Raw genomic sequence first — 23846 nt, 5'->3', positions numbered from 1 at the left:
CCTCCGGCGAGCTCTCAGCGGGATGCCGCGTCGTAGCCCGCCTCGATCGTCGCGGTCACCGGGGTGCCGCTGAGCGTCGAGACGGTCACGGTGACCACGCCGGCGGGGATCGAGGTCTTCCGCGTGGTGAACGCGTGCACGGCGTTCGAGCCGGGCGCGACGGACGCGAACGACTTCGTGCCGTAGGCCGACGCGAACGCGACGGTGATCGGCACGGCCTCGTTGTTCGTCGCCTTCACGCTCACGAGCACCTTGCCGCCCATGATCCGCGTGCCGGCGACCACCGGCACGTTCAGGGTCGGATCCGGGTTCGGATCGATGGGCGTGACCTGCTGGTCTGCACCGTTGACCCGCACGGTGACGGGCCGGGCATCCGGCGCCCGGTCGGCCGTCACGGTGAAGGCTGTGACCTGCCCGTTCTGCCATTCGGCACTCACCTCGTAGCCGCCGCGGGCACGGAGGCCGGTGAACGAACCGCTGGCCTTCCACTCCTCTGGCAGGGCCGGGAGCAGGTGGATGACGCCGGCGTGGCTCTGCAGCAGCATCTCGGTCAGGGCCCCCGAGATGCCGAAATTGCCGTCCAACTGGAACGGCGGGTGGTTCGCGAACAGGTTCGTCAGCGTGCTGTACCGAAGCAGGCCACGCAACATGAAGCGCGCGCGCTCGCCGTCGCCGAGACGTGCGAACAGCGCGGCTCGCCACGGCCAGGTCCACGAGCGACGGCTGTCGCCCGAGACCGTTGCCTCGGTGAATGGCACGCCGTCACGCTCGCCGTTGCGGGCCTTCAGCGACACGAGGGCGGCCGCGGCCAGTTCGGGCGTCTCGCTCGTGATCTGTCGGCCGGGGTAGACCGCGAAGAGGTGCGAGGTATGGCGGTGCAGGTCGTTCGGGTCGTCCCGGTCGGTCTGCCACTCCTGCAGCTGGCCCCAGCTGCCGATCTTGTTCGGCGCGAGCCGCGACTGCAGGTCGGCGATCGTCGCCCGGTACTCGGGCTGCGGGGAGAGCGTCGCGGTGGCGTCGAGGTAGTTCTGGAACAGGTCCCAGATGATCTGCTGATCGTGCATGACGCCGTCTTCGCGCGGCCCGTGCTCGGGCGACCAGCCGTTGGGCGCCACGAGCGTGCCGTCGGGCAGTTCCTTCAGCTCGTCCTCCCAGAAGTGGCAGATCTCCGTGATGAGCGGGAGGGCGACGTCTTCGAGGTAGGCGCGGTCCTGCGTGAAGGCCCAGTGCTCGTACACGTGCTGGGCGTACCAGGCGCTTGCGATGGTGTTCCACTCCCACGCGTTGCCGCCGAAGATCGACTGCGAGGTGCGGGCCGTCCAGCCCCTGACGTGCTGGCCGAACGCGTTCCTCGTCGCGACCCGGCTCGGCACCGCGACCTGCTCGATGAAGGCGACGAGCGCCGAGTGCGACTCCGAGAGGTTGGTCGTCTCGGCGCCCCAGTAGTTCATCTGCACGTTGATGTTCGTGTGGTAATCGGAGGCCCACGGCGGCTGGTTGCTGTTGTTCCAGAGCCCCTGCAGGTTCGCGGGCAGGCCGCCCGGGCGAGAGGAGCTGAGGAGCAGGTAGCGCCCGTAGTCGAAGAGCGCCTGCTCGAGCGTGGGGTCGGCCTCGCCCTTCTTGTAGCGCTCGAGACGCGCACTCGTGGGCAGCGCCAGCACCGCGGCATCCGTCTCGCCCCACTTCACGGTCGCCCGGTTCATGAGCTGCGACACCTGGGCGGTGTGCTCGGCGCGGAGGTCGGCGTAGGAGCGCGCCGCGGCCGCGTCGATCGCGGCGACGATGCCGGGCTCGGGCGCCGCGCCGCGCCATCCCTCAGCGGCGCTCAGCTTGTAGTCGGTGCGGGCGTCGAGCACGAGGGTCAGGGTGCCGCAGCCGTCGACGCGGAGCGTGTTGCCCTCGACCGTCACGGTGCCGTCGGCCTCCACGACCCGCACCGTGCAGGCGTGCTTCAGCGCGTTGGCCATGACTCCGCTGAACGAGAGTGCGGCGCCGACACCGGTGCCGGCGGCGGTCGAGGGCGCGGACTGACCGGAGGTCAGGGACAGGATGCCCGACATGCCCGACTCGGCATCGGTCGTGTAGCGCAGCACCATGACGTCGGCCGCGCGGCTCGCGAACGCCTCGCGGACGACCCGGCCGGCGACCGTGTCGAACCGGGTGACGTGCATGCCGACGGCCGTGTCGAGTCCGCGGCGGTATTCGGCGACCGTGCGCAGGGCGCGGGAGTCGAACGACGCTCCGACGAGGGCGACCTCGCCGATCGCGAACTGGGTCGCGCCCGACGCCGTCGCGAACGTGAAGCGGTATGAGCGATACGCCGTCCCGTTCGCGAAGGTGTAGGTCTTCGCCTCGCCTCGGGCGGCGAATGGCGCTCCGGGCTCGCGCGAGTCGAGCGCGACCCAGGCGACGCCGTCGGTCGAGCCTTCGAGCTGCCAGCGGGCGGGGTCCTGCTCGGGTGCGTCGGATGCCGCGGTGAGCACGTACGACGTCGCGGCGACGCCGTTCGGCAGGTCGAGCTGCCACTGCACGCCGTCACCGGGTTCGGCGACGCGCCACGCGGTGGTGGGGTCGCCGTCGACGCTGCGGGTGAGGTCGGTCGAGACATCCGTGCCGGCTGCTGCGCCGCTCGGCGACGAGACGTAGGCGAGTGCGCCGCCCGAGAGGCTGACGCCGCCGAGGGAGATCTCGGCGATCTGGAAGTGGCTGACGCCGGCCTTCGGCACGAAGGTGAACCGGTAGAACTTATACGCCGTGGTGTTCGTGAAGGTGTACTGCTTGGTCTGGCCGCGGCTCTCGAACGGTGCGCCGGTGCGGGCGTCGAGGGCGGTCCAGTTCGCACCGTCGGAGGAGCCCGACAGCGTCCACTCCTGCGGGTCGCGCAGCGGAACGTCGTTCGCGCTCGTGAAGCTGTAGCTCGAGACGGTCGCGGCCGTCGGCAGCTCGGCCTGCCAGAGCACCTGCGCGGGCGGCGAGATGATGCACCACTTGGTGCTCGCCTTCGCATCGATCGTGCGATCGACGTCTTCGGAGGCCGTCGAGACGTTGTACGGGCCGCCCGGCGAGGTCACTCGCGGGCCGGCGGCGAACGCGAAGCGCAGCGTGCCGAAGTCGCGGTACGAGCCGAAGCCGGTCACGCTCGTGTCGTACGCGCTGTTGGGCTGGCCCATGAGGGCGTTGTCGTAGTTGTTGACGCCGCCCCAGAGGCTCTGCTCGTTGAACTGCACCACCTCTTCGTCGGGATTCGCGAAGATCATGCCGCCGAGACGGCCGTTGCCGATCGGCAGTGCCTGCGACTCCCAGTTCGTCGCCGGCGTGCCGTACCAGAGCGACTTGGCCGAGAGTTCGGGGGCGGTGATCGCGGCTCGTCTCGCCGCGACCGTCGTGCCGAAGGCGGTGGTGAGCGGTGCGGCTGCGGCGGGCCGCGCGCCGACCAGGTCGCCGAGGAGCGGTGCCATCACGACGACACCGCCGATCTGGAGAACACGGCGGCGTTGGGGGTCGAAGGTGAAGTTCATCGATACTCCTGCGCATCATTGATCAGGTGTTTCAGGACAGAGAAGCGAGCCATGCTCGAACGAGCGGCGGTCAGAGCCCATTCTGTCCAAGGAGAGGTCAGATGTATAGGCCTGTTTTCAGTGGGCGTTGCGAGCGGCTCGCGCGTAGCGCTCGCTGTACGTCAGGAGGAGCGCTCGCAGCTCGTCGGGGGACTCGACGGTGAAGTCCATGCCGAGCATGCCGATGTAGGCGGCGATCGTGTCGAGGGAATCCGCGCCGGTGACGAGCACCGACTCGGCGTCGGAGACGGCTTCGACCACGCCGACCGCATGGTGGATGCGGGCGAGCACGGCATCCGCGGGCGCCGCGATCCGCAGCCGTGCGTGCACCTTCCAGCCGCTCTCGGCGATCGAGCGCATCGCGAAGGCCGTGTAGTCGCCGCCGGGCAGCGCGACGGGTTCGAACCGGCGCCGGGTCGGCATGCGCGGCTCGATCCAGTCGGCGCGGAACGTGCCCCATTCACCGCTCGACGGGTCGCGTGCCACGAGGTACCAGCGGCGGGCCCAGCTCAGCAGTCGGTACGGCTCGACGAGGCGGGCGTCGCCCTGGTAGTCGAACCGCATCCACTCGGCCCCCCGGATGGCGCTCGCCACCGCGGTGAGCACTGCGGCGTCGACCTCGGGATCGGGGGCGTCCGTGTCGTTGTTCTCGGGCGCGTGCTCGATCACGGTCGCGAGCGCCTCGACCGTGGGTCGCAGTCGCGACGGCAGCACCTGCTCGAGCTTCGTGAGCGCTCGCGTGCTCGACTCCTCGACTCCGGCGATGCCTGTCGCGGCCCGCAGGCCGATCGCGACGGCGACGGCCTCCTCGTCGTCGAGCAGCAGCGGCGGCAGCTTGGCGCCCGCGCCGAGGCGGTAGCCGCCTGCAGCACCGCGGGTGGCGTCGACGGGGTAGTCGAGCTCGCGCAGGCGGTCGATGTCGTTGCGGATGGTGCGGGGCGTCACGCCGAGCCGAGCGCCGAGTTCGGTGCTCGTCCAGTCGGGCCGGGTCTGCAGCAGGGCGAGCAGTGAGAGCAGTCGGGCGGCGGTGTCTGACATGGGTGAAAACTCGATCCATCATTAGGAACTGAATGTTCCTATATGCACCGTACCGTCGAGTTATGACGAACACCACCTCTCACACCGACATCCGCCCGTTCACGATCGACGTCGCCCAGGCCGACCTCGACGACCTCATGGAGCGACTTGCGCGCACTCGCCTGCCCCAGCCGGCACCCGCCGACGATTGGGACATGGGAACGCCGAACGCCTACCTCCGTGAGGCCGTCGAGGCGTGGCGTGTGTTCGACTGGCGCGCCGCCGAGGCGCGCATCAACGCCGTGCCGCACTTCATCACCGAGGTCGACGGCCAGCCCATCCACTTCATCCACGTGCGTTCGGAGCACCCCGGTGCGACGCCGTTGCTCCTGGCGCACACCTACCCCGGGTCATCCGTCGACTACCTCGACCTCATCGACCTGCTGGTCGACCCCGTCGCGCACGGCGGCCGCGCCGAAGACGCCTTCGACGTCGTGATCCCGGATGCCCCCGGCTACGGCTTCTCGAACCCGGTCGCCGAGCCCGGCTGGACCACCGCCCGCGTGGCCCGCGCCTACGACGAGCTCATGCGCCGGCTCGGATATGCCGAGTACGGCATCCACGGCTCCGACAACGGCGCGCTCGTCGCCCGCGACCTCGGGCTCGCGAAGCCCGAGGGCTTCCTCGGCCTGCACGTGCTGCAGCTCTTCTCGTTCCCGAGCGGCGACCCCGCCGAGTTCGAGCGGCTCGAACCGCAGGACTATGCAGGGCTCGAGCACATGCAGTGGTTCCAGTCGGTCGGCGGCTACAACACCATGAACGCGAGCCGGCCCCAGACCGTGGCCGTCGGGCTCAGCGACTCGCCGATCGCGCTGCTGGCCTACAGCGAGCTCTTCAACTCCTTCGGCAACGGCACCTCGCTCGTCACCCTCGAGCAGATCATCACCGAGGTGAGCGTCAACTGGTTCGCGAATGCCGCCGCCGGCATGAGCCGCAGCTACCTCGACAACGCACGCGCCGCCGCGTCAGAGCCGGAGGACGCCGCGCCGAAGGTGAACGACGCACCCACCGGCGTGGCCGTCTTCAAGGACGACTTCCAGACCATCAAGGTCTTCGCCGAGCGCGACAACTCGAACATCGTGCACTGGAGCCGCTTCGAGCAGGGCGGCCACTACGCGGCGCTCGAAGTGCCCGAGCTCGTCGCCGGCGACATCCGGGCGTTCTTCGCCGGGCTCCGCTGACGAGCGAATCCAGAGAGCGGATGCCGCGGCGCGCGCCGCGGCATCCGCTCTGCTGCTCCGTCTCGAGAGCCTGCCGTCAGTCGCGCACGCCGGCCTTGGGCTGCGAACCGGGCAGGAGAGAGGGCTGAGGCGACGCCGGCGCTTCGTCGGGATCCTCCGAGGTCGCGAGGTCGCGCACGTTCTTCTGGATCGCGACCACGGCGTAGAGCGACATCGCGAAGGAGACGCCGTAGACGAGCTTCTCGCTGATGGAGATGCTGCGGGCGTTGATGAGCCCGACGATGAGGAGGGTGAGCGCGGCGGCGAGCATCAGCCAGGCGATGCCGTAGTAGATGTTCGTGACCGGGATGTGCTCGGAGCGGTCGCGCACCGACTTCTGCACGGAGATCGCAGCGAACAGGCCCAGCAGGAGCAGCGAGAGGTAGTAGCCCTTCTCGTTCAGCTCCATGTCGGCGTTCAGGAGCGAGATGAGATAGGTGCCCATGCCGCTGGCGAGCGCCGCCCAGGACGCCCCGATGAACGCGGGCGAGGGCTTGATGGTGCGGTACTGGGTCATGATGGCGGCTCCTTCTGGTCGGGTCGCGGAATGCCCGGCTGAGCGCGGAGTTCGGAGCGCAAGCCGTCCAGCTACACGAACACTATCGGCGCGCGTCACGATCGTCATCGAGGGCGGCCCGCGCGAGCATCGTCGACCCGGCCACCGCGGCCGGCATCGCGATGATCGCGCCGAGCGGCACCATGAAGCACAGCTGGGTCGCGACGCCGAAGCCGAGCATCCGGGCGCGGTGGCCGCGGAGCGCAGCCTTGCGATCGGCCGCCGACATGCCGCGGGCCTCGAAGGCTCGCCCGGTGAGCTCACGGGCGAGCAGCCAGCCCGAGAGCGTGACGCCCAGCACCGGCGCGGCGATCGACCCGACGACCGGCACGAGGCCGATCAGGCCGACACCGAGCGCCGAGGCGACGCCGAGTGCGATGAGCGCGACGGCATCGGCAGCGGCTCGCCAGAAGCCGGCGCCCCGATCGGGCACCTCGCCGCCGAGCTCGAGCTCGACCGCTCGCCAGATGCGCTCGTAGAACGGATCGCCCACCGCGAGCGTGAGTGCGGTGAACGTGACGGCGGCGAGCAGCACGGCGCCCGCGAAGGTCACCGCGGCGATGGCGATGCGCAGCGACGTGGTCCAGAACTCGTCCCACCGCTCGGCGAAGGGCGTCGCCCACTCGACGATCGTCGGCAACTGGATGCCGAGTGCCACGAGCGCGCCGAGCACGATCGCGAAGACGATTGCCGCGGGAATCAGGCCGAGCAGCATGAGGCCCGGGCGGCGCCCCCAGAACCCGAAGCCCCGCAGCAGCAGGGCGGCGCCGGAGAGGAATCGCCTGAGCATCACCTCAGCCTACGGCGCGGCCGAGCGGCGGGCCGGGTTCGGCTCCCGCTCGACGTGCTCCCGCTTGACGCGCGCCCGCCGACGTGCTCGCATGGCGGCATGGAGCAAGCGAAGGTCGCGACATCCGAGCTCATCGACGACGACCGCCTCGACGACCTCGAGCGGGAGTTCGTCGGCCGCGTACGGGGGCGCGTGCTCGAGATCGGGGCAGGCGAGGGCGAGAACTTCGGCGCCCTGCACCTCGACGTCGAATGGGTCGGCCTCGAACCCGACGCCGAACGCCGCACGGAGCTCGCGCAGCGGGCGCGGGAGTGGGGGCATCGCGCCGAGCCGCTCGACGCGAAGGCCGAGGCGATTCCGCTGCCCGACCATTCCGTCGACGCCGTCGTCGCGACCTACGTGCTGTGCTCGGTGGCCGATCCGTCGATCGCACTGGCGGAGGTGCGCCGAGTGCTCGTGCCCGGCGGTCGGGTCGTCTTCGTCGACCACGTCGCGGCACCGCCGCGCACCGCGAAGCGAGTCGTGCAGCGCATCGCGACGCCGTTCACGGCGCGGTTCTGCCACGGATGCCACTGGGACCGCGACACCGCCCTGGCGCTCGCGGAGGCGGGGTTCGTCGGCGACGACGTACGGCCGTTCCGCGTGCGGTCGATGCCGTTCGGCCCCGTGCCCACCCTGCTCTTCGACGGCCACGCGCCGTGAGCTCGGCCAAGCCGGAAGCACCCGGGGCCCGAGGCATCCGCTGCCCGTCGACTAGCCTCGAAGCATGAGCCGCACCGTCTGGACCGTCATCGGCGTGATCGTCGCCGTCGTGATCGCCTGGTTCCTCGTCGACGTGCTGTTCAGCCTGCTCTGGTTCATCGGCAAGCTCGTGATCGTCGCCGTGGTCGCGGTCGTCGTGTTCTTCGTGCTGCGGGGCGTCTTCGGCCGCCGCGACGGGCCCGACTCGATCGAGCGCTGACCCCGCCCGCGCCCTCAACCAAGTCGGGACCACTCGTGTCGCACCGGACCCGGGATATCACCGGTCCGGTGCGACACGAGTGGTCCCGTCATGGGGCCACCGTGCTCAGGCCGCCGGTGCGGCCGCTGCCGCCTCGGCGTGCTCGGTCGCCCAGGTGAGTGCGTACTCGGCGACCTCCTCCCAGCCGTCCTGGCTGACGATGCGGTGCGTGCGACCGGCGAACTCGCGGTACTCGACGACGGCGGGGCTGCCCGTCGCGCGGTACTTCTTCACGATCGCCTTGCCGATGGCGGGCGGCACGACGTGGTCGATCTCGCCCGTGATGACGAGCAGCGGCGCGCGGTCGGTGCGGCCGTAGTCGACGTGGCTCACGCCTCCCTTCTCGTTGAACGCGCCGGCGACGCCCTCGAAGAACACCCGGTTGTAGGAGTTCACGGCGAACTCCTCCCAGAGGCGATCGGATGCCGCGCGGTCGAGGTCGTTGCCGAAGGTGAAGTGGAAGTGCCCCTTCGAGAGGGGCTTGGCGCCGTTCTTCGCGAACGGGTTCGAGAGGATCGGCGTGCCGGTCCACAGGGTCGACGCCGGCAGGGTCGTGATGCCGGCGGGCTGGCCGGGCGTGACGCCGACGTAGGCGACGCCGAGCCCGCGGTCGGCGAGCATCTGGGTGAGGAGGCCGCCGAAGGAGTGGCCCATGATGATCGGCTTCTGGGGGAGTGCGCGGATGATGCGCTCGTAGTGGTCGGCGATCTGCGCGAGGCCGATGCCTTCGAGCGGCTCGGGGTTCGAGCGGATGTCGGCGACCTCGCGGTCGTCGATGCCGGGCCAGCCCGGAACGATGACCTCGTGGCCGCGGGCCCGGAAGTACTCGGCCCAGGTGTTCCAGCTCTTCGGGGTCATCCAGAGGCCGTGGATGAGGACGATGGGGGTCTTGGTGGCGGTCATGTTCTCTCTCCTTCATCTGCGTCCTACCGTTCGGTAGAACGATCGTTCTGTCTATGTCTGTGAAGTTACTCCGGGTCGAACTCCATGTCAAGCAAAAAGAGAAAGATCGTTCTATCATTTTGGGTATGGCAACTCGAAGCACCTCCACGGGCACCTCCGAAGCGCGCGAACGATTGCTGCGCACAGCCTCCGAGCTCTTCTACCGCGAGGGCATCCACTCGGTCGGCGTCGACCGCATCATCGGCGAGGCCGGCGTCACGCGGGCGACCTTCTACCGGCACTTCCCGGGCAAGGAGGACCTCGTCGAGGCCTACCTCGGCGTCGAGGACGCGAACATCCGCGGCGCATTCGCCGCCGCCGAGGCATCCGGTGCCGAGCCGAAGCAGCTCGTCGGCCTCGTGATCGAGGGGCTCGCCGACGACGTCGCACGTCACCACACGCGAGGCTGCCCGTTCATCAACGCCGCCGCCGAGTACCCCGACGCCGAGAGCGGCGTGCGCACGGCCGTCGCCGAGCACCGAGCATGGTTCCGCTCCGAGCTCGAGTCGGTGCTGACGGCGGCCGAGGTGGCCGACGCCGCAGGCGCCGCGGGCCAGCTCGTGCTGCTGCGCGATGCCGCGATGGTCGGCGGCTACCTCGATGGGTGGGAGCGCGTGCGACCGGCGTTCAGCGCTGCTGCGGCTCGCGCCGCCGGCGTGCAAGGCTGAGGGGCGTCATTTGATCACCGAACACGACATCCCCGTCCGCGACGGCGGCAGCCTGCACGCCTACGACACGGGGCCGGATGCCGCGTCGCCGCTCACGCTCGTCTGGCACCACGGCTCCCCGCAGACCGGTGCCCCGCTCGAGCCCGTGCTCGCTGCGGCATCCGCTCGCGGCATTCGTCTCGTCTCGTACGGGCGCCCGTCGTACGGCGGGTCGACCCCGCGACCGGGCCGCGACGTCGCCTCGGCGGCAGCGGATGTCTCGGTCATCGCCGACGCGCTGGGTGTCGACCGGTTCGCCGTCATGGGCGCCTCCGGCGGCGGCCCCCATGCGCTCGCCTGCGCGGCGCTGCTGCCCGAGCGCGTCACGGGTGCGGTCACGCTCGCCGGCATCGCGCCGCGCACCGACGACTACGACTGGTTCGCGGGCATGGCCGCACCGGGCGGGCTCCGAGCAGCCGTCGATGGGCGCGCCGCTCGCGCGACGTTCGCCGAGACCGACCAGGAGTTCGACCCGTCGCAGTTCCTGCCCGTCGATTGGGCGGCTCTCGAGGAGCGCTGGGGATCGCTCGGCGGCGACGCCGGACGCGCGGGCGAAGCCTGGCCCGACGGCCTCGTCGACGACGACGTCGCCTTCGCCGCCCCGTGGGGCTTCGATCTTGCGGGCATCGTCGCCCCGGTGCTGCTCGTGCAGGGCGAGGGCGATCGCGTGGTGCCCGCCAAGCACGCCTCGTGGCTCGTCGCGTACATTCCGCGCGCCTCGCTCTGGATGCGCCTCGACGACGGGCACGTCTCGGTGCTCGACGTCGTGCCCGACGCCATGGACTGGCTGCTCGAGCGCACCTGACGCCGTGCTATTCGGCGGTCTCGAGTCCAGCCAGCGTCTCTCGTGCCTCGTCGGCGTCGACCTCTGCTGCCTCCGCGTCGCGGGCCGCGCGATCCCGCTCGCGAGTGAGCGCACGGGTCGCGCGATCGGCGTCGGAGATCGCCGTCTCGACCTCGCGCAGTTCCGCTTCGAGTTCGTCGCGGCGCGTCGTGAGCTCGCGGTGTTCCCGGCCCGCCTCGTCGAGCCGGGCATCGAGCGCTTCGAGCGCAGCGGATGCCGCGGCCGCGCGCTTCTCGGCATCGGCGACCGCGTGTTCGGCGCGACGCCGGTTCGCCTCGGCCCGTTTCATCGCAGCGGCACTCGGCTTGCCGCCGGCATCGCGGTCGGCCCGAGCTCGGGCAGGCTCTGTGCGCGGCGCCGGCCCGCCCGCGACCGCGTCGGTCAGGTCGACCTCGACGCCGACGGCCTCGAGCGCGCGCACGAGCCGGCCGGTTCTCACAGCGTCGGCCGCAACGGCATCCGACATCGCCGCCTGGAGCGTCTGGGCGACCTCGTCGAGCACGGGCGTGCGCACGGGGGAGCCGAGCTCCTCGGCGAGTGCGCCGGCCTCGCGGGCGAGCGCCGAGACGAGGCGCCGGCGCTGCCGGCCGAGCTCGGCGAGTTCGGCCGCGTCGAAGCGGCCCTGCGCCTCCCGAGCCTCCGCGCCGAGCTCGAGGATCGCCTCCAACTCGTCGGGCCGGTGCCGCACGAGCTGGTTCACGAGCCACGCCGCGGGAGCGGGCCGCCGGAACTCGCGGATGCCCGCCGCGAACTCGCGGTCGTCGGCGGCCACGGCCTTCGCTCGCTCGTTGCGCGCGGCGGTGAACTCGTCGGGGCGCAGCGAGTAGAGCTCCGTCGCGGCCTCGTCGAGCGCGTCGCCGGGCATGTCACGTCCTTTCGCTCGAACTCACTCGGGTGATCCGTCGGACGCCCCGCCGGGCGCTGAGCCTGGCGATCCGTCCGGCGATCCATCGGCCGACCCGTCGAGCGCGGCCAGCAGCGCGTCGATCGCGGGCCTCTGGCCCGCGACCAGCAGCTCGCGAGCCTCGAAGACGGGCGTCCATCTGGCCTCGTCGATCTCGGGGAACACCTGGCGCCGCCCCGAACGCGGCGGCCACTCGACCTCGAAGGTGTTCGAGCGCACCTCGTCGATCTCGAAGTCGGGTGCGCGGCAGGCGAACACCCGCACGGTCTTGCCCGACGAGTACCGGAACGCGCCGAGGTCGATGGCGTCGACCTCGGGCGGCGGTGCACCGATCTCCTCGGCGAACTCGCGACGGGCAGCGGCAAGCGGGTCCTCAGCGGTGAACTCGCCCTTCGGGATCGACCACGCGCCGGCCTGCTTGCGCGCCCAGAACGGCCCGCCCATGTGCCCGATGAAGACCTCGAGCCCGCGCATCTCGCGGAGGTCGCGGTAGAGCAGCAGCCCTGCACTCGTCACCGGCACGGCGCACCGCCTCGCCCGAGGCCGACCGAAGCGACCGGGAGTAGCGTGGATCGAACCAGCCGGAGGAGGAGCACATGGCACGCATCGTGATCATCGGGGGCCACGGCAACATCGCCCTGCAGCTCGAGCGCCTGCTCGCAGATCGGGGCGACGAGGTCGACGCGATCATCCGCAATCCCGACCACGCCGAAGACGTCGCCGCCGCGGGTGCGCGCCCGGTCGTGGCCGACATCGAACGGCTCGACGTCGACGACCTCGCCGAGATCCTGCACGGTCACGACGCGGTGATCTGGTCGGCGGGAGCCGGCGGCGGCGACCCGGCCCGCACGTATGCCGTCGACCGCGACGCGGCGATCCGCTCGATGGCCGCCGCCGAGAGCGCGGGCGTCGTTCGGTACGTCATGGTGTCGTACTTCGGCTCGCCCGACCACAGGGTGCCCGAGGGCAACTCGTTCCGCGCCTACGCCGAGGCGAAGGCCGCGGCCGACGAGTATCTCGCGGGCACGGCGCTCGACTGGACCATCCTCGGCCCGAGCACCCTGACCGACGGCGAGGGCACCGGGCTCATCGACGTCGAAGCGTCGAGCGGCGGCACGGTCGATCGAGCGGATGTCGCGGCCGTCGCCGCCGAGGCGGTGCACCGGGATTCGACGGTGCGCCGAACCATCCGCTTCAACGCCGGAAGCACGCCGATCGCCGAAGCGCTCGGCTGACCGACGGCGCTCGAGCGCTGGCATGCGGGCCTGAGCGGTCAGCGCTCGCGCGGCCGTCGGATCAGCGCCCAGATCGCGGCGAGGCCCAGCAGGCCCCCCACCGCGATGAACGCTCCGAGAATCGACCAGATCACGGTCTCCGTCGACATCGCGCACCTCCACGTCAGTGGGTTCATTCTGCACGGGTGCGCGGGCGAGCGCCAGCACCGGGCGCACCACGCCGTCAACCCGTTGACGACGCTCGGTGCGCCGCCCACGCTGGAACCATCCCGATCGAGGAGGCATCATGACCGACCCACGAGAGACGACGCAGCGACACGATCCTCGGAACGCCGACTCCGGCGTCAGTGACTCTGCCGAGCGCACCGCCGCCGACGAGATGGAGATCGCCGAGCAGGACACCGCCGAGATGGACCTCGCCGACCTGGACGTCGCCGACCTGAAGACCGCCGAGGACGATGCCGCCGAGGAGGCGGCGAACCGGGGCGCCGACGGCGAGGACGCCAACGACCTCGAGGCCGACAACGCGGTCGAGGACGACTCGCTCGAGACCCTCGACCCCGACAACGCTCCCGCGTAACCGCACTCGGCGTTCTGCTCTGAGCGGATCGGCCTGACGGCGAGCGGATGCCGCGGCTAGCCTCTCGACATGGGCAAGGTCGTCGAGTTCACACGGGTCAACGGGCCGCAGGGCCCGACGTCGAGTGCGTCCGGTCGAGCCGGCGCGAAACCGCTCTGGCGGCACGCGCTCGGCGAGGTGCTCCGCGGTGAGCGGCTCGAGCAGGAGCGGATCCTCACCGAGGTCGCGGCGACCGCAGGCGTCTCGCCGCAGTACCTTTCCGAGGTCGAGCGCGGCCGCAAGGAGCCCTCGTCGGAGGTGCTCGGCTCGGTCGCCGAGGCGCTCGGGCTCGACCTCGTCGACGTCGTCGAACGCGTCGGCCTGCTGCTCGGCGAGCGGCGGGAGGCCGAGCGCCGCGAAGCCGAGCGCCGTGAGGTGGTTCGCATCGAGACCTCGCTCGCGTTCCGCGCCGACGCGGTCGAGCCCGGCGGCCTTCACGCGCCCGCCGGGCCCTCGGCCTACCTGCTCGCCGCGTAGGCGGGAGCGGCCGAACCGGCCAGCTGGCCCGGCGCCGTCAGCACGTGGTCGGCGAGTCCGTACTCGACGGCCGCAGCGGCCGGCAGGATCAGGTCGCGATCGGTGTCGTGGCGCAGCGCGGATGCGTCGCGGCCCGTGTCGGCCGCGAGTGCCGCCTCGAGCTCGGCGCGCACGCGCACGACCTCGTCGGCATGCAGGATCAGGTCGGGGATCGTGCCGCGCCCCTGCGTCGACGGCTGGTGCAGCACGACGCGGCCGTGCGGCAGGATCGCCCGCATGCCCTTCGCGCCGCCGGCGAGCAGCACCGCGGCGGGCCCGCCCGCCTGGCCGACGCACGTGGTCGCGACATCCGGCCTGATGTGCTGCATCGTGTCGTAGACCGCGAGCGCCGCGCCCGGCGAACCGCCCGGGGAGTTCAGGTAGAGGCTGATCGGCGTCTCGCTCGACTCCGAGGCGAGGTGGAGGAACTGCGCGATGAGCACGTTCGCGACGCCGTCGTCGATCTCGGTGCCGAGGTAGACGATGCGGTCCGAGAGCAACCGGCTGTAGACGTCGAGCGAGCGTTCGCTGTTGCCTCGCTTCTCGACGACGTAGGGGATCGTGTAGCTCGTCATGACGCTGCTCCTGTTCCGGTTGCTGTTGCTCGTGCCGTTCCCGTGGCTGCCGAAAGCCCCACCTGCGGCCGGTCACTGCCCGGGAACATCTCGCCGAAGCCGTCGGCGACGGCGTCGATGAAGCCGTAGTCGACGGCGTCGGTCGCGGAGTACCAGCGGTCGCGGAGCGAATCCTCTGCGATTCGCTCGATGGGCTGCCCGGTGTTCTCGGCCGTGATGGCGAGCACCGTGTCCCGTGTGTAGCGCAGGTCGTCGGCCTGCAGCTCGATGTCGACCGCCGTGCCGCCGATGCCGGCCGAGCCCTGGTGCATGAGCACGCGCGCGTGCGGCAGCGCGAACCGCTTGCCCCTCGTGCCCGCCGTGAGCAGGAACTGCCCCGCGCTCGCCGCGATGCCCATGGCGATCGTCGAGACGTCGTTCGGGATCGAGCGCATGACGTCGGCGATCGCGAGCATCGCCGACACCGAGCCGCCGGGTGAATTGATCCAGAAGCGGATGTCGCGCCGCGGGTCGTCGGCCGCGAGCGTGACGAGTTGCGCGATGAGGCGGTTGCCGCCCGCCTGGTCGAGTTCGTCGCCGAGCACGATGATGCGCTCGTGGAAGAGCCGCCTCGTGAGCTCGGCGTCGATGGGGTGGATCGGTGGGGAGTCGTGTTCGCTCATGCCCCCAGCGTGCGCCGGGCCGATGCGGCGTGGGGCGGATGCCGCTGACAGCAGTGCTGCCGTGAGCAGTGCTGCCGTGAGCAGTGCTGCCGTGGGCAGATCGGCCGAGTTGTGCCCTGGTTCGGCGGGAGCCGCGGCATCCGTGACCTTCCGGGTCGTCGACCTCGGCGAGTGCTCGGGCGGTCATGCCAAAATACTCCGGTGACCCGCCTCACCGACCCGACCGCGCATCACGCGACTCGTCGACGCATCAGGTGGCTGCCCGTCGCGCTGGCCGTGTTCGCCGGCGTCGTGCTGCTCGGCGGGGTCGTGCTCGCCGCGATCTGGTTGCGCGCCCAGCCCGCGGTGCAGGAGTTCCTCACGCGCTACCCCGGCACGACGCCGCTGCCCGAGGGGGCGCCCGTCGGCTTCCCGGCGTGGCTCGGCTGGCAGCACTTCCTGAACGCGTTCTTCCTCGTGCTGCTCGTGCGCTCGGGTCTGCTGCTGCGCAAGGGCGGCCGCCCGCCGGCCCGCTGGGTGCGTCGCAACGACGGGCTCGTCCGCACGAAGAACCCGCCGTGGAAGGTCAGCATCCACCTCTGGCTGCACTACACCGTCGACGCGCTCTGGGTCGCGAACGGCATCGTCTTCATCGTGCTGCTCTTCGTCACCGGGCAGTGGATGCGGATCGTGCCGACGAGTGCCGACATCTGGCCGAACGCCGTCTCGGCCGGGCTGCAGTACGCCTCGCTCGACTGGCCCGTCGAGCACGCCTGGGTGAACTACAACAGCCTGCAGGTGCTCAGCTACTTCGCGATCGTCTTCGTGGTCGCCCCGCTCGCGGTGCTCACGGGCCTGCGGCTCTCGTCGGTGTGGCCGCAGCGTGCCGAGCGGCTCAACCGTCTCTACCCGGCGAAGCTCGCGAAGTCGGTGCACTACCCGGTGATGCTCGTCTTCGTCGCCTTCGTCATCGTGCACGTGACCCTCGTCTTCGCGACCGGTGCGCTGCGCAACCTCGACGCGATGTTCGCCGCGCGAGACGGTGCATCGTGGCTCGGCTTCGCGATCTTCGCGGTGTCGCTCGCGATCATGATCGGGGGCTGGTTTGCCGTGCGACCCGCCGTGCTGAAGCCGATCGCGAGCCGCATGGGCACCGTCTCGCGCTGAACGGTCGGGCGACCGTGCCGGCGGTCCGGGGCGCCGGATAGGTAAGGCTGGCCTCAGAAAAAAGTCCCCTTGATCTGCGGAATTTCTGGCCTCGGATGCTGCGGGCGGCGCGCCGGCGGGCGTACGATCGCGGTCAACGAGTCGCACACCAGCCGGGAGGCCACCATGAGCATGACGCTCGACGAACTGCCCGCCGTCGCCGAATGCTCGGTGGCCGGATGCTCCTACAACGACCACTCCCATTGCCATGCCGCCGCGGTCACGATCGGCGGCTCGGTCGGCGACGCGGAGTGCGCGACCTTCATCCCGCTCGGCAGCAAGGGCGGTCTCGACAAGGTCGTGACGCACGTCGGCGCCTGCCAGCGTGCGGAGTGCGTGCACAACAGCTCGCTCGAGTGCACCGCGCCATCGGTGCGCGTCGGCCCCGGCGCGGTCGACGCGGACTGCCTCACCTACGACCCGCGCTGACCCTCGCCTCCGACCCTCACCACGCGACGGGCCCTGCGCTGTCGATGAACGTGCCCGATGCGGCATGGGCGGGCAGGGTCGCGGCGGTCACGACGACCCGAGCCGCTTCCTCGGCGGTCGTCGGCGCGTGCTCCCGATTTCCGGGCGCGAGGTCGGTCTGCACCCAACCGGGGCAGACCGACGTCACCTTGAGTCGAGTGCCGGCGAGCTGCTTGCTGAGGCCGATCGTCATGCTGTTCACGGCGGCCTTCGACGCCTGGTAGGCGGGCACGACGCTCGAGTAGTACGGCGAATTCTCGTCGGTCTGATCGCGAAGCGACCCCATGGTCGACGAGACGTTGACGATGCGGCCGGCGTCGCTGCGGCGAAGCAGCGGCAGGAACTTCTCGGTCACCGTCGCCACGCCGAGCACATTCGTCTCGAAGGTGCGCGCGAACGCCCCGAGGTCGACGAACTCGTGCTCGGTCTCCGAGGTCGCCTCCGGCAGGATGCCGGCGTTGTTCACCAGGATGTCGAGACGCCCGTGCCGGGACTCGACCGCGGCGGCGCCGGCGGCGACGCTCGTCGGCGAGGCGACGTCGAGCTCGAGCGGCTCGGCGCGCAGGCCCTGCGCGACGAGTCCCTCGGCCGCGGCGCTGGCGGCCTCGAAGTCGCGTCCGGCGATGATGACCGTGGCGCCGGTGCGGGCGAGCGCGGTCGCCGTCGCGAGACCGAGTCCGCGATTGGCGCCGGTGATCAAGGCGATGGTGCTCAATTCGATGGTGCTCATGGATGGCACGTCCTTCCGGTCCGGCGCAGGGGCCGGGTCGAGTCGTGCTTCCGATCCTGCTCGCCGTGGCGACGACGTTCTGGCGGGATTCGGACCCTGCGTGGACGAGGTCCGATTTCCGCTGCCGTGCGCTCGGACTGCCGGCGTCTGATCGACGCCCGGCTCAGGCCACGAGGTGGTCGACGGGGCCTTCGCTGAACTGGCAGGAGGTCGCCGACAGACGCGCCTCGGGGTCGAGCCGGGCGAGCACCGCGCCGGCGATCACGTAGAGCTGTTCGAGCTGTTCGGGCTCGAGTGCGTCGAGCACGTTCGCGCGCACGGTCTCGACGTGGCCGGGGGCCGCTTCGGAGATGAGGTCGAGGCCTGCCGCGGTGATCGTGGCGTTCGTGGCGCGCCGGTCTTCAGGGCACGGGAAGCGCTCGATGAGCCCGCGCTCCTCGAGGCGCTTGGCGACGTGCGAGAGGCGGGGGAGCGTTGCGTTCGTGCGTGAGGCGAGCTCGGTCATGCGCATGGTGCGCGACGGCGCGGCACCGAGTGCCATGAGGGCGCCGTACTCGAAGTGCGTGAGTCCGGCGTCGCGCAGCAGCTGCGCGTCGAGGGCGCCGGGCAGTAGCTCGGCGAGCGCCACGAGGCGCACCCATGCGGCCGACTCCTCGGGGGCCAGCCACCTCGTCTCTTCCGTCATGTCTGGGAGTCTACCGCATTGGTTGACGCAACAACTGAATGCGCGTACAGTGTTGGTTGTCGCAACAAGTAATCGCGTCGAACGGCGCGGAGAGGAAAGACATGACGACCGTCAGCATCATCGGAAACGGCAACATGGGCACCGCCATCGGCGGCATCGTCGCCGCAGGCGGCAACACCGTCGAGTTCATCGGGCGGGGCGCCTCCCAGCAGATCACCGGCGACATCGTCGTGCTCGCCGTGCCGCACACCGCGATCGACGAGATCGTCGCCGCGCGCGGTGCCGAGCTCGCCGGCAAGGTCGTCGTCGACATCACGAACCCGCTCGACTTCTCGACCTTCGACTCGCTCGTCGTGCCGGCCGACGGCTCGCGTGCGAGCGAGCTCGCCGCGGCGCTGCCCGACGCGAAGGTGCTGAAGGCCTTCAACACGAACTTCGCCGCCACGCTCGCCGCGAAGACCGTCGGCGCGAACCCCACCACCGTGCTCATCGCCGGTGACGACGACGACGCGAAGCTCGCCCTCGCGGAGGTCGTGCGCGCGGGCGGCGTGAACGCCGTCGACGCCGGCCGCCTCGCGCGGGCTCGTGAGCTCGAGGCCGTCGGCTTCCTGCAGCTCACCCTCGCCGTGCAGGAGAAGGTCGGCTGGAACGCCGGCATCGCGCTCGTCGCGTAGCCCGCACGCCTCGCGCGTCGCTGCCTCAGCCCTCGCTCCGCAGGTAGGCCAATTGCGCTCGAACGGATGCCTCGGCTGCACTTCGCACCGAGGCATCCGTGTCGGCGTAGACGAGGTCGGTGACCGCAGCCGGCCCGGCGCCGGCACCCAGTTCGCGCAGCGCCGCTCGCACCTGGTCGAGTCGTTCGGCGCGATGCGCGAGGTAGGCGCGGCAGATCGCCGCGAGGTCGGGCAGCACCGGGCCGTGGCCCGGCAGCACGCCGACCGGGCCAGGCGTGCCGAGGGTGCGCAGCACCTCGAGCGAGTCGAGATACGGGCCGAGGGCGCCGTCGGGGTCGGCGATGATCGTCGTGCCGCGCCCGAGGATCGTGTCGCCCGTGAGCACCGTGCCGAGCGTGTCGTCGCCGCCGACGAGGCGGTCGCCGGGCAGCGAGAAGCACACCGAGTCCGCCGTGTGCCCGGGGGTCGCGACCACGTCGATCTCGAGGCCCGCCGCACTGATGCGCTCGCCGTCGGCCAGCGGTGCCCCGGCCAAGCAGAACGCCGCGTCGATCGCGCGCACCGGGGCATCCGTCATCTCGTGGAAGACGGCGAGCGACTCGGTGTGATCGGGATGGTGGTGGGTCACGAGCACGAGCTCGACGTGGCCGGCCTCGGCCAGTGCCGCGAGGTGCGCGGTGTCGGACGGCCCGGGGTCGACCACGACGACCCCGTCTGAACCCGGTGCCCGCAGCACGTAGGAGTTCGTGCCGTCGAGCGTCATCGGCCCGGCGTTCGGTGCCAGCACGAGACGGGCGAACGTCGACACGCGATCGCCGGCGGCGGAAGCCTGAACCATGCCCGAAAGTGTATCGGCGCCCGTGCGCGCCGGCGTGCCGGGTCATAGTCTGAGGTGATGAACAGCGAGCTCGAGTCACTGACGAACCCGGCGGCCACCGGCGCCGCCGCGACCGTCGTGCTGTTGCGCGACGGTGAACGCGGCGTCGAGGTGCTACTCGCCGAGCGACCGCGCGATCGAGGTTCGTTCCCAGGTGCCTGGGTCTTCCCGGGCGGCGCAGTCGATGAAGCGGATGCCGCGGGCGACCCGCTTGACGGCATCGACGCCGCCCGCCGGGCCGCGGTGCGCGAGACGTTCGAAGAGGTCGGACTCGTGCTCGACGGCGACGAACTCGTGCCCTTCTCGCACTGGACGCCGCCGGCCCGCGCCCCGAAGCGGCTCACGACGACGTTCTTCGCCGTGCGCGTTCCCGACGGCGAGCTGCGCCTCGCACCCGACGAGGTCGAGGCAGCGGCCTGGCTCCGCCCCGAAGACGCGCTCGACCGGCATGCGGCCGGCGGCATGACGCTGTGGCCGCCGACCTGGGTGACCCTGCACGGGCTGTCGCACGCGGCATCCGTCGACGCGGCACTCGCCGAACTCCGGAGCGGCTCGGTGCAGCCCTTCGTCGCGAAGGCGGTCGACGACGGGCGCATGATCCTCTGGCAGGAGGACGCCGAGTTCGTGGCCGAGCACGAGCGGGAGGCCCGCGACCCCTCGGTGCCCGATGACGCGCCCGACGCCGACGGCAATCGCCATCGGCTGATGATGGACCGGTTGCCGTGGATCTACGTCAACACCCTCGGCGCCGGATTCTGATCTCGTGACCGACGTCACGGTCGTGGGGAGCGGGCCCAACGGGCTCGTCGCCGCGGTGGTCGCCGCGCGTGCCGGGCTCTCGGTTCGGGTGCTCGAGGCGGCGCCGACGATCGGCGGGGGCCTCCGCACCGCCGAGCTCACGCTGCCCGGCTTCCGGCACGACGTCTGTTCGACGGTGCATCCCGCGGGTCTCGCCTCGCCCGTGTTTCGAAAGCTGGGGCTCCTCGACGGCATCGACTGGGTGGTGCCCGAGGTCTCCTACGCGCATCCGCTCGACGGCGGGCGAGCCGGTGTCGCCTGGCGCGACCTCGATCGCACCGCCGACGGCCTCGAGGCCGACGGCGCCGCCTGGCGGAGCCTGCTCGCCCCAGTCCTCGCCCGAAGCCGAGGGGTCGTCGACTTCACGGGTTCTCAGCTGCTGCGCGTGCCGCGCGACCCGATCGCCGCGGTGAAGTTCGGCCTGCGCGCGCTCGAGCAGGGCACCGCGGCGTGGAACGCCCGCTTCGTCGGCGACGTCGCGCCTGCACTGCTCACAGGCGTCGTCGCGCACGCGGCCGGGCCGATGCCGTCGCTCTCCGGAGCGGGCGCCGGGATGCTGCTCGCGATGCACGGTCACGGGGTCGGGTGGGGGCTGCCGGTCGGCGGGTCGCAGACGATCGCCGACGCGCTCGCCGACGAGCTCCGCGCGCGCGGCGGCGAGATCGTGACGGATGCCCCGGTGGCTGCGCTCGCCGAGGTGACGGGTTCACGCGTGGTGCTGCTCGACACCTCGCCCGAGCTGCTCTTCACCGCCGAACTTCCCGGCCGCTACGCTCGCGCCCTCCGCCGCTACCGCTACGGCTCGGGCGTGGCGAAGGTCGACTTCGCCCTGAGCGGTCCGGTGCCGTGGCGCAACGCGCAGGTGGGCCTCGCGCCCACCGTGCATCTCGGCGGCAGCCGCGCCGAGATCGCGGCGGCCGAGAACGCCGTGGCCCGCGGCTACCAGCCCGGCGTCGCCGGCGGCGGGGGAGCGGAGCATCCGTACGTGCTCGTGACGCAGCCGACGGTCGCCGACCCGAGCCGCGCGCCCGAGGGAAAGCACGTGCTCTGGGCCTACACGCACGTGCCGGCGGGGTCGACGCTCGACGCGACCGAGCTCGTCACGGCCGAGGTCGAGCGCTTCGCGCCGGGCTTCCGCGATGTCGTGCTCGCCTCGGCGTCGAGCTCGGCGGCCGAGCTCGGCCGGTACAACGCGAACTACGTCGACGGTGACATCTACTCGGGGGAGCTCACGTTGGCGCAACTGCTGAAGCGGCCGGTCGTGTCGCCGAAACCGTGGCGCACGCCGGTCGAGGGCGTCTACCTCTGCTCGAGCGCGACGCCGCCCGGCCCCGCGGTGCACGGCATGAACGGCTGGTTCGCGGCGAAGCTCGCCCTGCGTGAGCGCTTCGGACTGCGCTGACCGGGTCTCCACCCGTGGGTTGAGGAGCGAGCGAAGCGAGCGTCTCGAAACCCGCTCGCTCGGAGTGGGTTTCGAGACGGCGCTGGCGCGCCTCCTCAACCCGCTCGACGTTCGTCTCGCGGTTTCGAGACGGCGCTGGCGCGCCTCCTCAACCCGCGGATGAGGCGTAGCGTGGGAGCGTGGAGTGGACCGCCTGGTTCGACGCGCACGACTACGAGATCGCACGGCAGATCCTGCAGCGCGGCGTCGGCGTGCTCGCCTTCGTCGCCTTCCTCTCGACGCTGAACCAGTTCCGGCCGCTCCTCGGCGAGCACGGACTGCTGCCGGTGCCCGAGCTGCTCGAGCGCGCGTCGCGCCTGCGCGGCCCGACCGTCTTCCGCTGGGGCTACACCGACCGGCGCCTCGTCGCAGTCGCCGTCGCAGGGCTCGTGCTCGCGGCATCCGTCGTTCTGGGCCTGCCGCAGCTCGGCCCGCCGTGGGTGGCGCTCCTCGTCTTCCTCGCCCTCTGGATCCTGTACCTCTCGATCGTGAACGTCGGCCAGACCTTCTACGGCTTCGGCTGGGAGATGCTCCTCTGCGAGGCGCTCTTCACGGTCGCGTTCCTCGGCTCGAACGATCAGCCGCCGCCACTCACGATCGTCGTCGCCGTGTGGTGGCTCGTGTTCCGGCTCGAGTTCGGGGCCGGCATGATCAAAATCCGCGGCGGGCGCGAGTGGCGCGACCTCACGGCGCTCACCTACCACCACGAGACGCAGCCGATGCCGGGCCCGCTCAGCCGGCAGGCGCACCTGCTGCCGAAGTGGTTCCACAAGGGCGAGGTGCTCGGCAACCACTTCGCGCAGCTCGTCGTGCCGTTCCTCCTCTTCGTGCCGGGCCCCGTCGGCTCGTCGGCCGCGGCGATCGTGATCCTCACCCAGCTCTGGCTCATCGTGACCGGCAACTTCGCGTGGCTCAACTGGATCACGGTCGTGCTCGCGGCATCCGCCGTCACCGACTCGGCCTGGCACTGGCTCATCCCCGCGATTCCGAGCGATCTGGGCACGGATGCCGCGGCGACGCCGATCTGGTGGGCGGTCGTGGTGCTCGCGGCATCCGCTCTGCTCGTCGTGCTCAGCGTGCAGCCGATCAGGAACCTATTCTCCCGGCATCAGCTCATGAACGCGTCGTTCAACCGGTGGATGCTCGTGAACGCCTACGGTGCCTTCGGCACCGTCACGAAGCGGCGCATCGAGATCGTCGTCGAGGGCACGCTCGCCGAGGATCCCGACGCTGCGCCCGATGACTCGCCCGACACCGAGTGGCGCGAGTACGCGTTCAAGGGCAAGCCGGGCGACCTCCGCCGCATCCCGCGGCAGTGGGCGCCGTACCACCTGCGCCTCGACTGGCTGATGTGGTTCCTGCCGCTCGGCCGCCTGTGGGAGCCCTGGTTCGAGGTGTTCCTGCTGCGACTGCTCGAAGCGGATGCCGCGACGCTCGCGCTGCTCGACACCGATCCGTTCGACGGCGCCGCCCCGCGCTGGATCCGTGCGCGGGCCTACCACTACCGGTTCACGACGCGGGCGGAGTTCCGGGCGACCGGCGACCGGTGGGTGCGCACGCTCGAGGGCGAGGTCGTGCCAGCATCGGGGCTGCGCTGAGACCGAGCGCCGTCCATGGGCTGAGACCGTGTAGCGATGGCGTACCCCGCGGCGGCGAGTGCCCCGCGCGGGCAGCGTTCCCCGTTCCGTCGCCGGCGCGTCGACCGCGCCACCCCGTCCGTTCACCCTGCGCCGCCAACGTGTCACCCGGAACTCCTCGCGCTCGCCGCGGGGGCCGGGACGGCG

The 23846-nt window shown here is 71.2% G+C and carries 26 protein-coding genes; 14 read left to right on the top strand and 12 right to left on the bottom strand.

The window, feature by feature from the left end; genetic code table 11:
• Positions 1 to 14 precede the first annotated feature (14 nt).
• Together VPH61_RS00485 and VPH61_RS00480 are read right to left on the bottom strand one after the other, a co-directional pair.
• Entirely contained in the window at positions 15 to 3518 is a 3504-nt protein-coding gene (locus VPH61_RS00485) for a glycosyl hydrolase family 95 catalytic domain-containing protein (protein WP_332061553.1), read from the bottom strand.
• Between the two features lie 117 nt (positions 3519 to 3635).
• Complete coding sequence (locus VPH61_RS00480) at positions 3636 to 4595, bottom strand: helix-turn-helix transcriptional regulator (RefSeq protein WP_332061552.1); 960 nt, start codon at positions 4593 to 4595, stop codon at positions 3636 to 3638.
• 62 nt (positions 4596 to 4657) lie between these two features.
• On the opposite strand from VPH61_RS00480, the gene VPH61_RS00475 reads away from it, so the two are divergent.
• Positions 4658 to 5815: an epoxide hydrolase family protein gene (locus VPH61_RS00475; protein WP_332061551.1), complete on the top strand. Its 1158-nt coding sequence runs from the start codon at positions 4658 to 4660 to the stop codon at positions 5813 to 5815.
• Positions 5816 to 5891: 76 nt separating this feature from the next.
• On the opposite strand, the gene yiaA is transcribed toward VPH61_RS00475, so the two are convergent.
• Entirely contained in the window at positions 5892 to 6371 is a 480-nt protein-coding gene (gene yiaA, locus VPH61_RS00470) for an inner membrane protein YiaA (RefSeq protein ID WP_332061550.1), read from the bottom strand.
• 82 nt (positions 6372 to 6453) lie between these two features.
• Complete coding sequence (locus VPH61_RS00465) at positions 6454 to 7200, bottom strand: EI24 domain-containing protein (protein ID WP_332061549.1); 747 nt, start codon at positions 7198 to 7200, stop codon at positions 6454 to 6456.
• 99 nt (positions 7201 to 7299) lie between these two features.
• On the opposite strand from VPH61_RS00465, the gene VPH61_RS00460 reads away from it, so the two are divergent.
• Together VPH61_RS00460 and VPH61_RS00455 are read left to right on the top strand one after the other, a co-directional pair.
• Complete coding sequence (locus VPH61_RS00460) at positions 7300 to 7902, top strand: class I SAM-dependent methyltransferase (RefSeq protein ID WP_332061548.1); 603 nt, start codon at positions 7300 to 7302, stop codon at positions 7900 to 7902.
• A gap of 64 nt (positions 7903 to 7966) precedes the next feature.
• Positions 7967 to 8161: a hypothetical protein gene (locus VPH61_RS00455; protein ID WP_332061547.1), complete on the top strand. Its 195-nt coding sequence runs from the start codon at positions 7967 to 7969 to the stop codon at positions 8159 to 8161.
• Positions 8162 to 8266: 105 nt separating this feature from the next.
• Here the strand turns inward: VPH61_RS00455 and VPH61_RS00450 are convergent, their stop codons facing one another.
• Positions 8267 to 9103 (bottom strand): alpha/beta hydrolase, encoded by an 837-nt coding sequence (locus tag VPH61_RS00450; RefSeq protein WP_332061546.1) that lies wholly within the window; start codon positions 9101 to 9103, stop codon positions 8267 to 8269.
• 125 nt (positions 9104 to 9228) lie between these two features.
• On the opposite strand from VPH61_RS00450, the gene VPH61_RS00445 reads away from it, so the two are divergent.
• Positions 9229 to 9810: a TetR/AcrR family transcriptional regulator gene (locus VPH61_RS00445; RefSeq protein ID WP_332061545.1), complete on the top strand. Its 582-nt coding sequence runs from the start codon at positions 9229 to 9231 to the stop codon at positions 9808 to 9810.
• Between the two features lie 10 nt (positions 9811 to 9820).
• Positions 9821 to 10654 carry an alpha/beta fold hydrolase gene (locus tag VPH61_RS00440; RefSeq protein ID WP_332061544.1) on the top strand — a complete coding sequence of 278 codons (834 nt, stop codon included), beginning with the start codon at positions 9821 to 9823 and terminating at the stop codon, positions 10652 to 10654.
• Between the two features lie 7 nt (positions 10655 to 10661).
• Here VPH61_RS00440 and VPH61_RS00435 read toward each other — a convergent pair whose 3' ends face one another.
• Together VPH61_RS00435 and VPH61_RS00430 are read right to left on the bottom strand one after the other, a co-directional pair.
• Positions 10662 to 11558, bottom strand: coding sequence for a transposase (locus tag VPH61_RS00435; RefSeq protein ID WP_332061543.1), 897 nt, complete (start codon positions 11556 to 11558; stop codon positions 10662 to 10664).
• A 21-nt stretch (positions 11559 to 11579) separates the two neighbouring features.
• Positions 11580 to 12119, bottom strand: a complete 540-nt coding sequence (locus tag VPH61_RS00430; RefSeq protein ID WP_332061542.1) for an NUDIX domain-containing protein — start codon at positions 12117 to 12119, stop codon at positions 11580 to 11582.
• A gap of 74 nt (positions 12120 to 12193) precedes the next feature.
• On the opposite strand from VPH61_RS00430, the gene VPH61_RS00425 reads away from it, so the two are divergent.
• From VPH61_RS00425 to VPH61_RS00415, 3 genes are all read left to right on the top strand, one after another.
• On the top strand, positions 12194 to 12832 hold the full coding sequence (locus VPH61_RS00425; RefSeq protein ID WP_332061541.1) for an NAD(P)H-binding protein: 639 nt from the start codon (positions 12194 to 12196) through the stop codon (positions 12830 to 12832).
• Between the two features lie 286 nt (positions 12833 to 13118).
• A complete protein-coding gene (locus VPH61_RS00420; protein WP_332061540.1) occupies positions 13119 to 13412 on the top strand; it encodes a hypothetical protein in 294 nt (97 codons plus the stop codon).
• Between the two features lie 69 nt (positions 13413 to 13481).
• Entirely contained in the window at positions 13482 to 13928 is a 447-nt protein-coding gene (locus VPH61_RS00415; protein ID WP_332061539.1) for a helix-turn-helix domain-containing protein, read from the top strand.
• Here the strand turns inward: VPH61_RS00415 and VPH61_RS00410 are convergent.
• Entirely contained in the window at positions 13910 to 14542 is a 633-nt protein-coding gene (locus tag VPH61_RS00410) for a ClpP family protease (RefSeq protein WP_332061538.1), read from the bottom strand. The two genes, VPH61_RS00415 and VPH61_RS00410, sit on opposite strands and share 19 nt — an antisense overlap.
• The gene (locus tag VPH61_RS00405; protein WP_332061537.1) at positions 14539 to 15204 is read right to left on the bottom strand and encodes a ClpP family protease; all 666 of its coding nucleotides are present in this window, start codon (positions 15202 to 15204) and stop codon (positions 14539 to 14541) included. Before VPH61_RS00405 ends, VPH61_RS00410 begins: the two co-directional genes overlap by 4 nt.
• A gap of 201 nt (positions 15205 to 15405) precedes the next feature.
• On the opposite strand from VPH61_RS00405, the gene VPH61_RS00400 reads away from it, so the two are divergent.
• Positions 15406 to 16350 carry a cytochrome b/b6 domain-containing protein gene (locus VPH61_RS00400; RefSeq protein WP_442879033.1) on the top strand — a complete coding sequence of 315 codons (945 nt, stop codon included), beginning with the start codon at positions 15406 to 15408 and terminating at the stop codon, positions 16348 to 16350.
• Positions 16351 to 16515: 165 nt separating this feature from the next.
• Positions 16516 to 16818, top strand: a complete 303-nt coding sequence (locus tag VPH61_RS00395; protein ID WP_332061536.1) for a DUF1540 domain-containing protein — start codon at positions 16516 to 16518, stop codon at positions 16816 to 16818.
• A 16-nt stretch (positions 16819 to 16834) separates the two neighbouring features.
• Here the strand turns inward: VPH61_RS00395 and VPH61_RS00390 are convergent, their stop codons facing one another.
• The gene (locus VPH61_RS00390) at positions 16835 to 17587 is read right to left on the bottom strand and encodes an SDR family NAD(P)-dependent oxidoreductase (RefSeq protein WP_332061535.1); all 753 of its coding nucleotides are present in this window, start codon (positions 17585 to 17587) and stop codon (positions 16835 to 16837) included.
• Between the two features lie 163 nt (positions 17588 to 17750).
• The gene (locus VPH61_RS00385) at positions 17751 to 18272 is read right to left on the bottom strand and encodes a MarR family winged helix-turn-helix transcriptional regulator (protein ID WP_332061534.1); all 522 of its coding nucleotides are present in this window, start codon (positions 18270 to 18272) and stop codon (positions 17751 to 17753) included.
• A 101-nt stretch (positions 18273 to 18373) separates the two neighbouring features.
• Here VPH61_RS00385 and VPH61_RS00380 point away from each other — a divergent pair, with 101 nt between their 5' ends.
• Positions 18374 to 18946 carry an NADPH-dependent F420 reductase gene (locus tag VPH61_RS00380; protein ID WP_332061533.1) on the top strand — a complete coding sequence of 191 codons (573 nt, stop codon included), beginning with the start codon at positions 18374 to 18376 and terminating at the stop codon, positions 18944 to 18946.
• Positions 18947 to 18971: 25 nt separating this feature from the next.
• On the opposite strand, the gene VPH61_RS00375 is transcribed toward VPH61_RS00380, so the two are convergent.
• Complete coding sequence (locus VPH61_RS00375) at positions 18972 to 19784, bottom strand: MBL fold metallo-hydrolase (RefSeq protein ID WP_332061532.1); 813 nt, start codon at positions 19782 to 19784, stop codon at positions 18972 to 18974.
• Between the two features lie 57 nt (positions 19785 to 19841).
• Here VPH61_RS00375 and VPH61_RS00370 point away from each other — a divergent pair, with 57 nt between their 5' ends.
• The 3 genes from VPH61_RS00370 (at position 19842) to VPH61_RS00360 (ending at position 23660) form a co-directional block, all read left to right on the top strand.
• Positions 19842 to 20582, top strand: coding sequence for an NUDIX hydrolase (locus VPH61_RS00370; protein WP_332061531.1), 741 nt, complete (start codon positions 19842 to 19844; stop codon positions 20580 to 20582).
• A gap of 4 nt (positions 20583 to 20586) precedes the next feature.
• A complete protein-coding gene (locus tag VPH61_RS00365) occupies positions 20587 to 22023 on the top strand; it encodes a phytoene desaturase family protein (RefSeq protein WP_332061530.1) in 1437 nt (478 codons plus the stop codon).
• A 179-nt stretch (positions 22024 to 22202) separates the two neighbouring features.
• Entirely contained in the window at positions 22203 to 23660 is a 1458-nt protein-coding gene (locus VPH61_RS00360) for a lipase maturation factor family protein (protein WP_332061529.1), read from the top strand.
• Positions 23661 to 23846: the final 186 nt, after the last annotated feature.

It is taken from the genome of Agromyces sp. CCNWLW203, assembly GCF_036576125.1.
Taxonomy (GTDB): Bacteria; Actinomycetota; Actinomycetes; order Actinomycetales; family Microbacteriaceae; genus Agromyces.
Note: the sequence above shows the minus strand (reverse complement) of the source record. Positions and strands in the feature narration are given on the sequence as shown.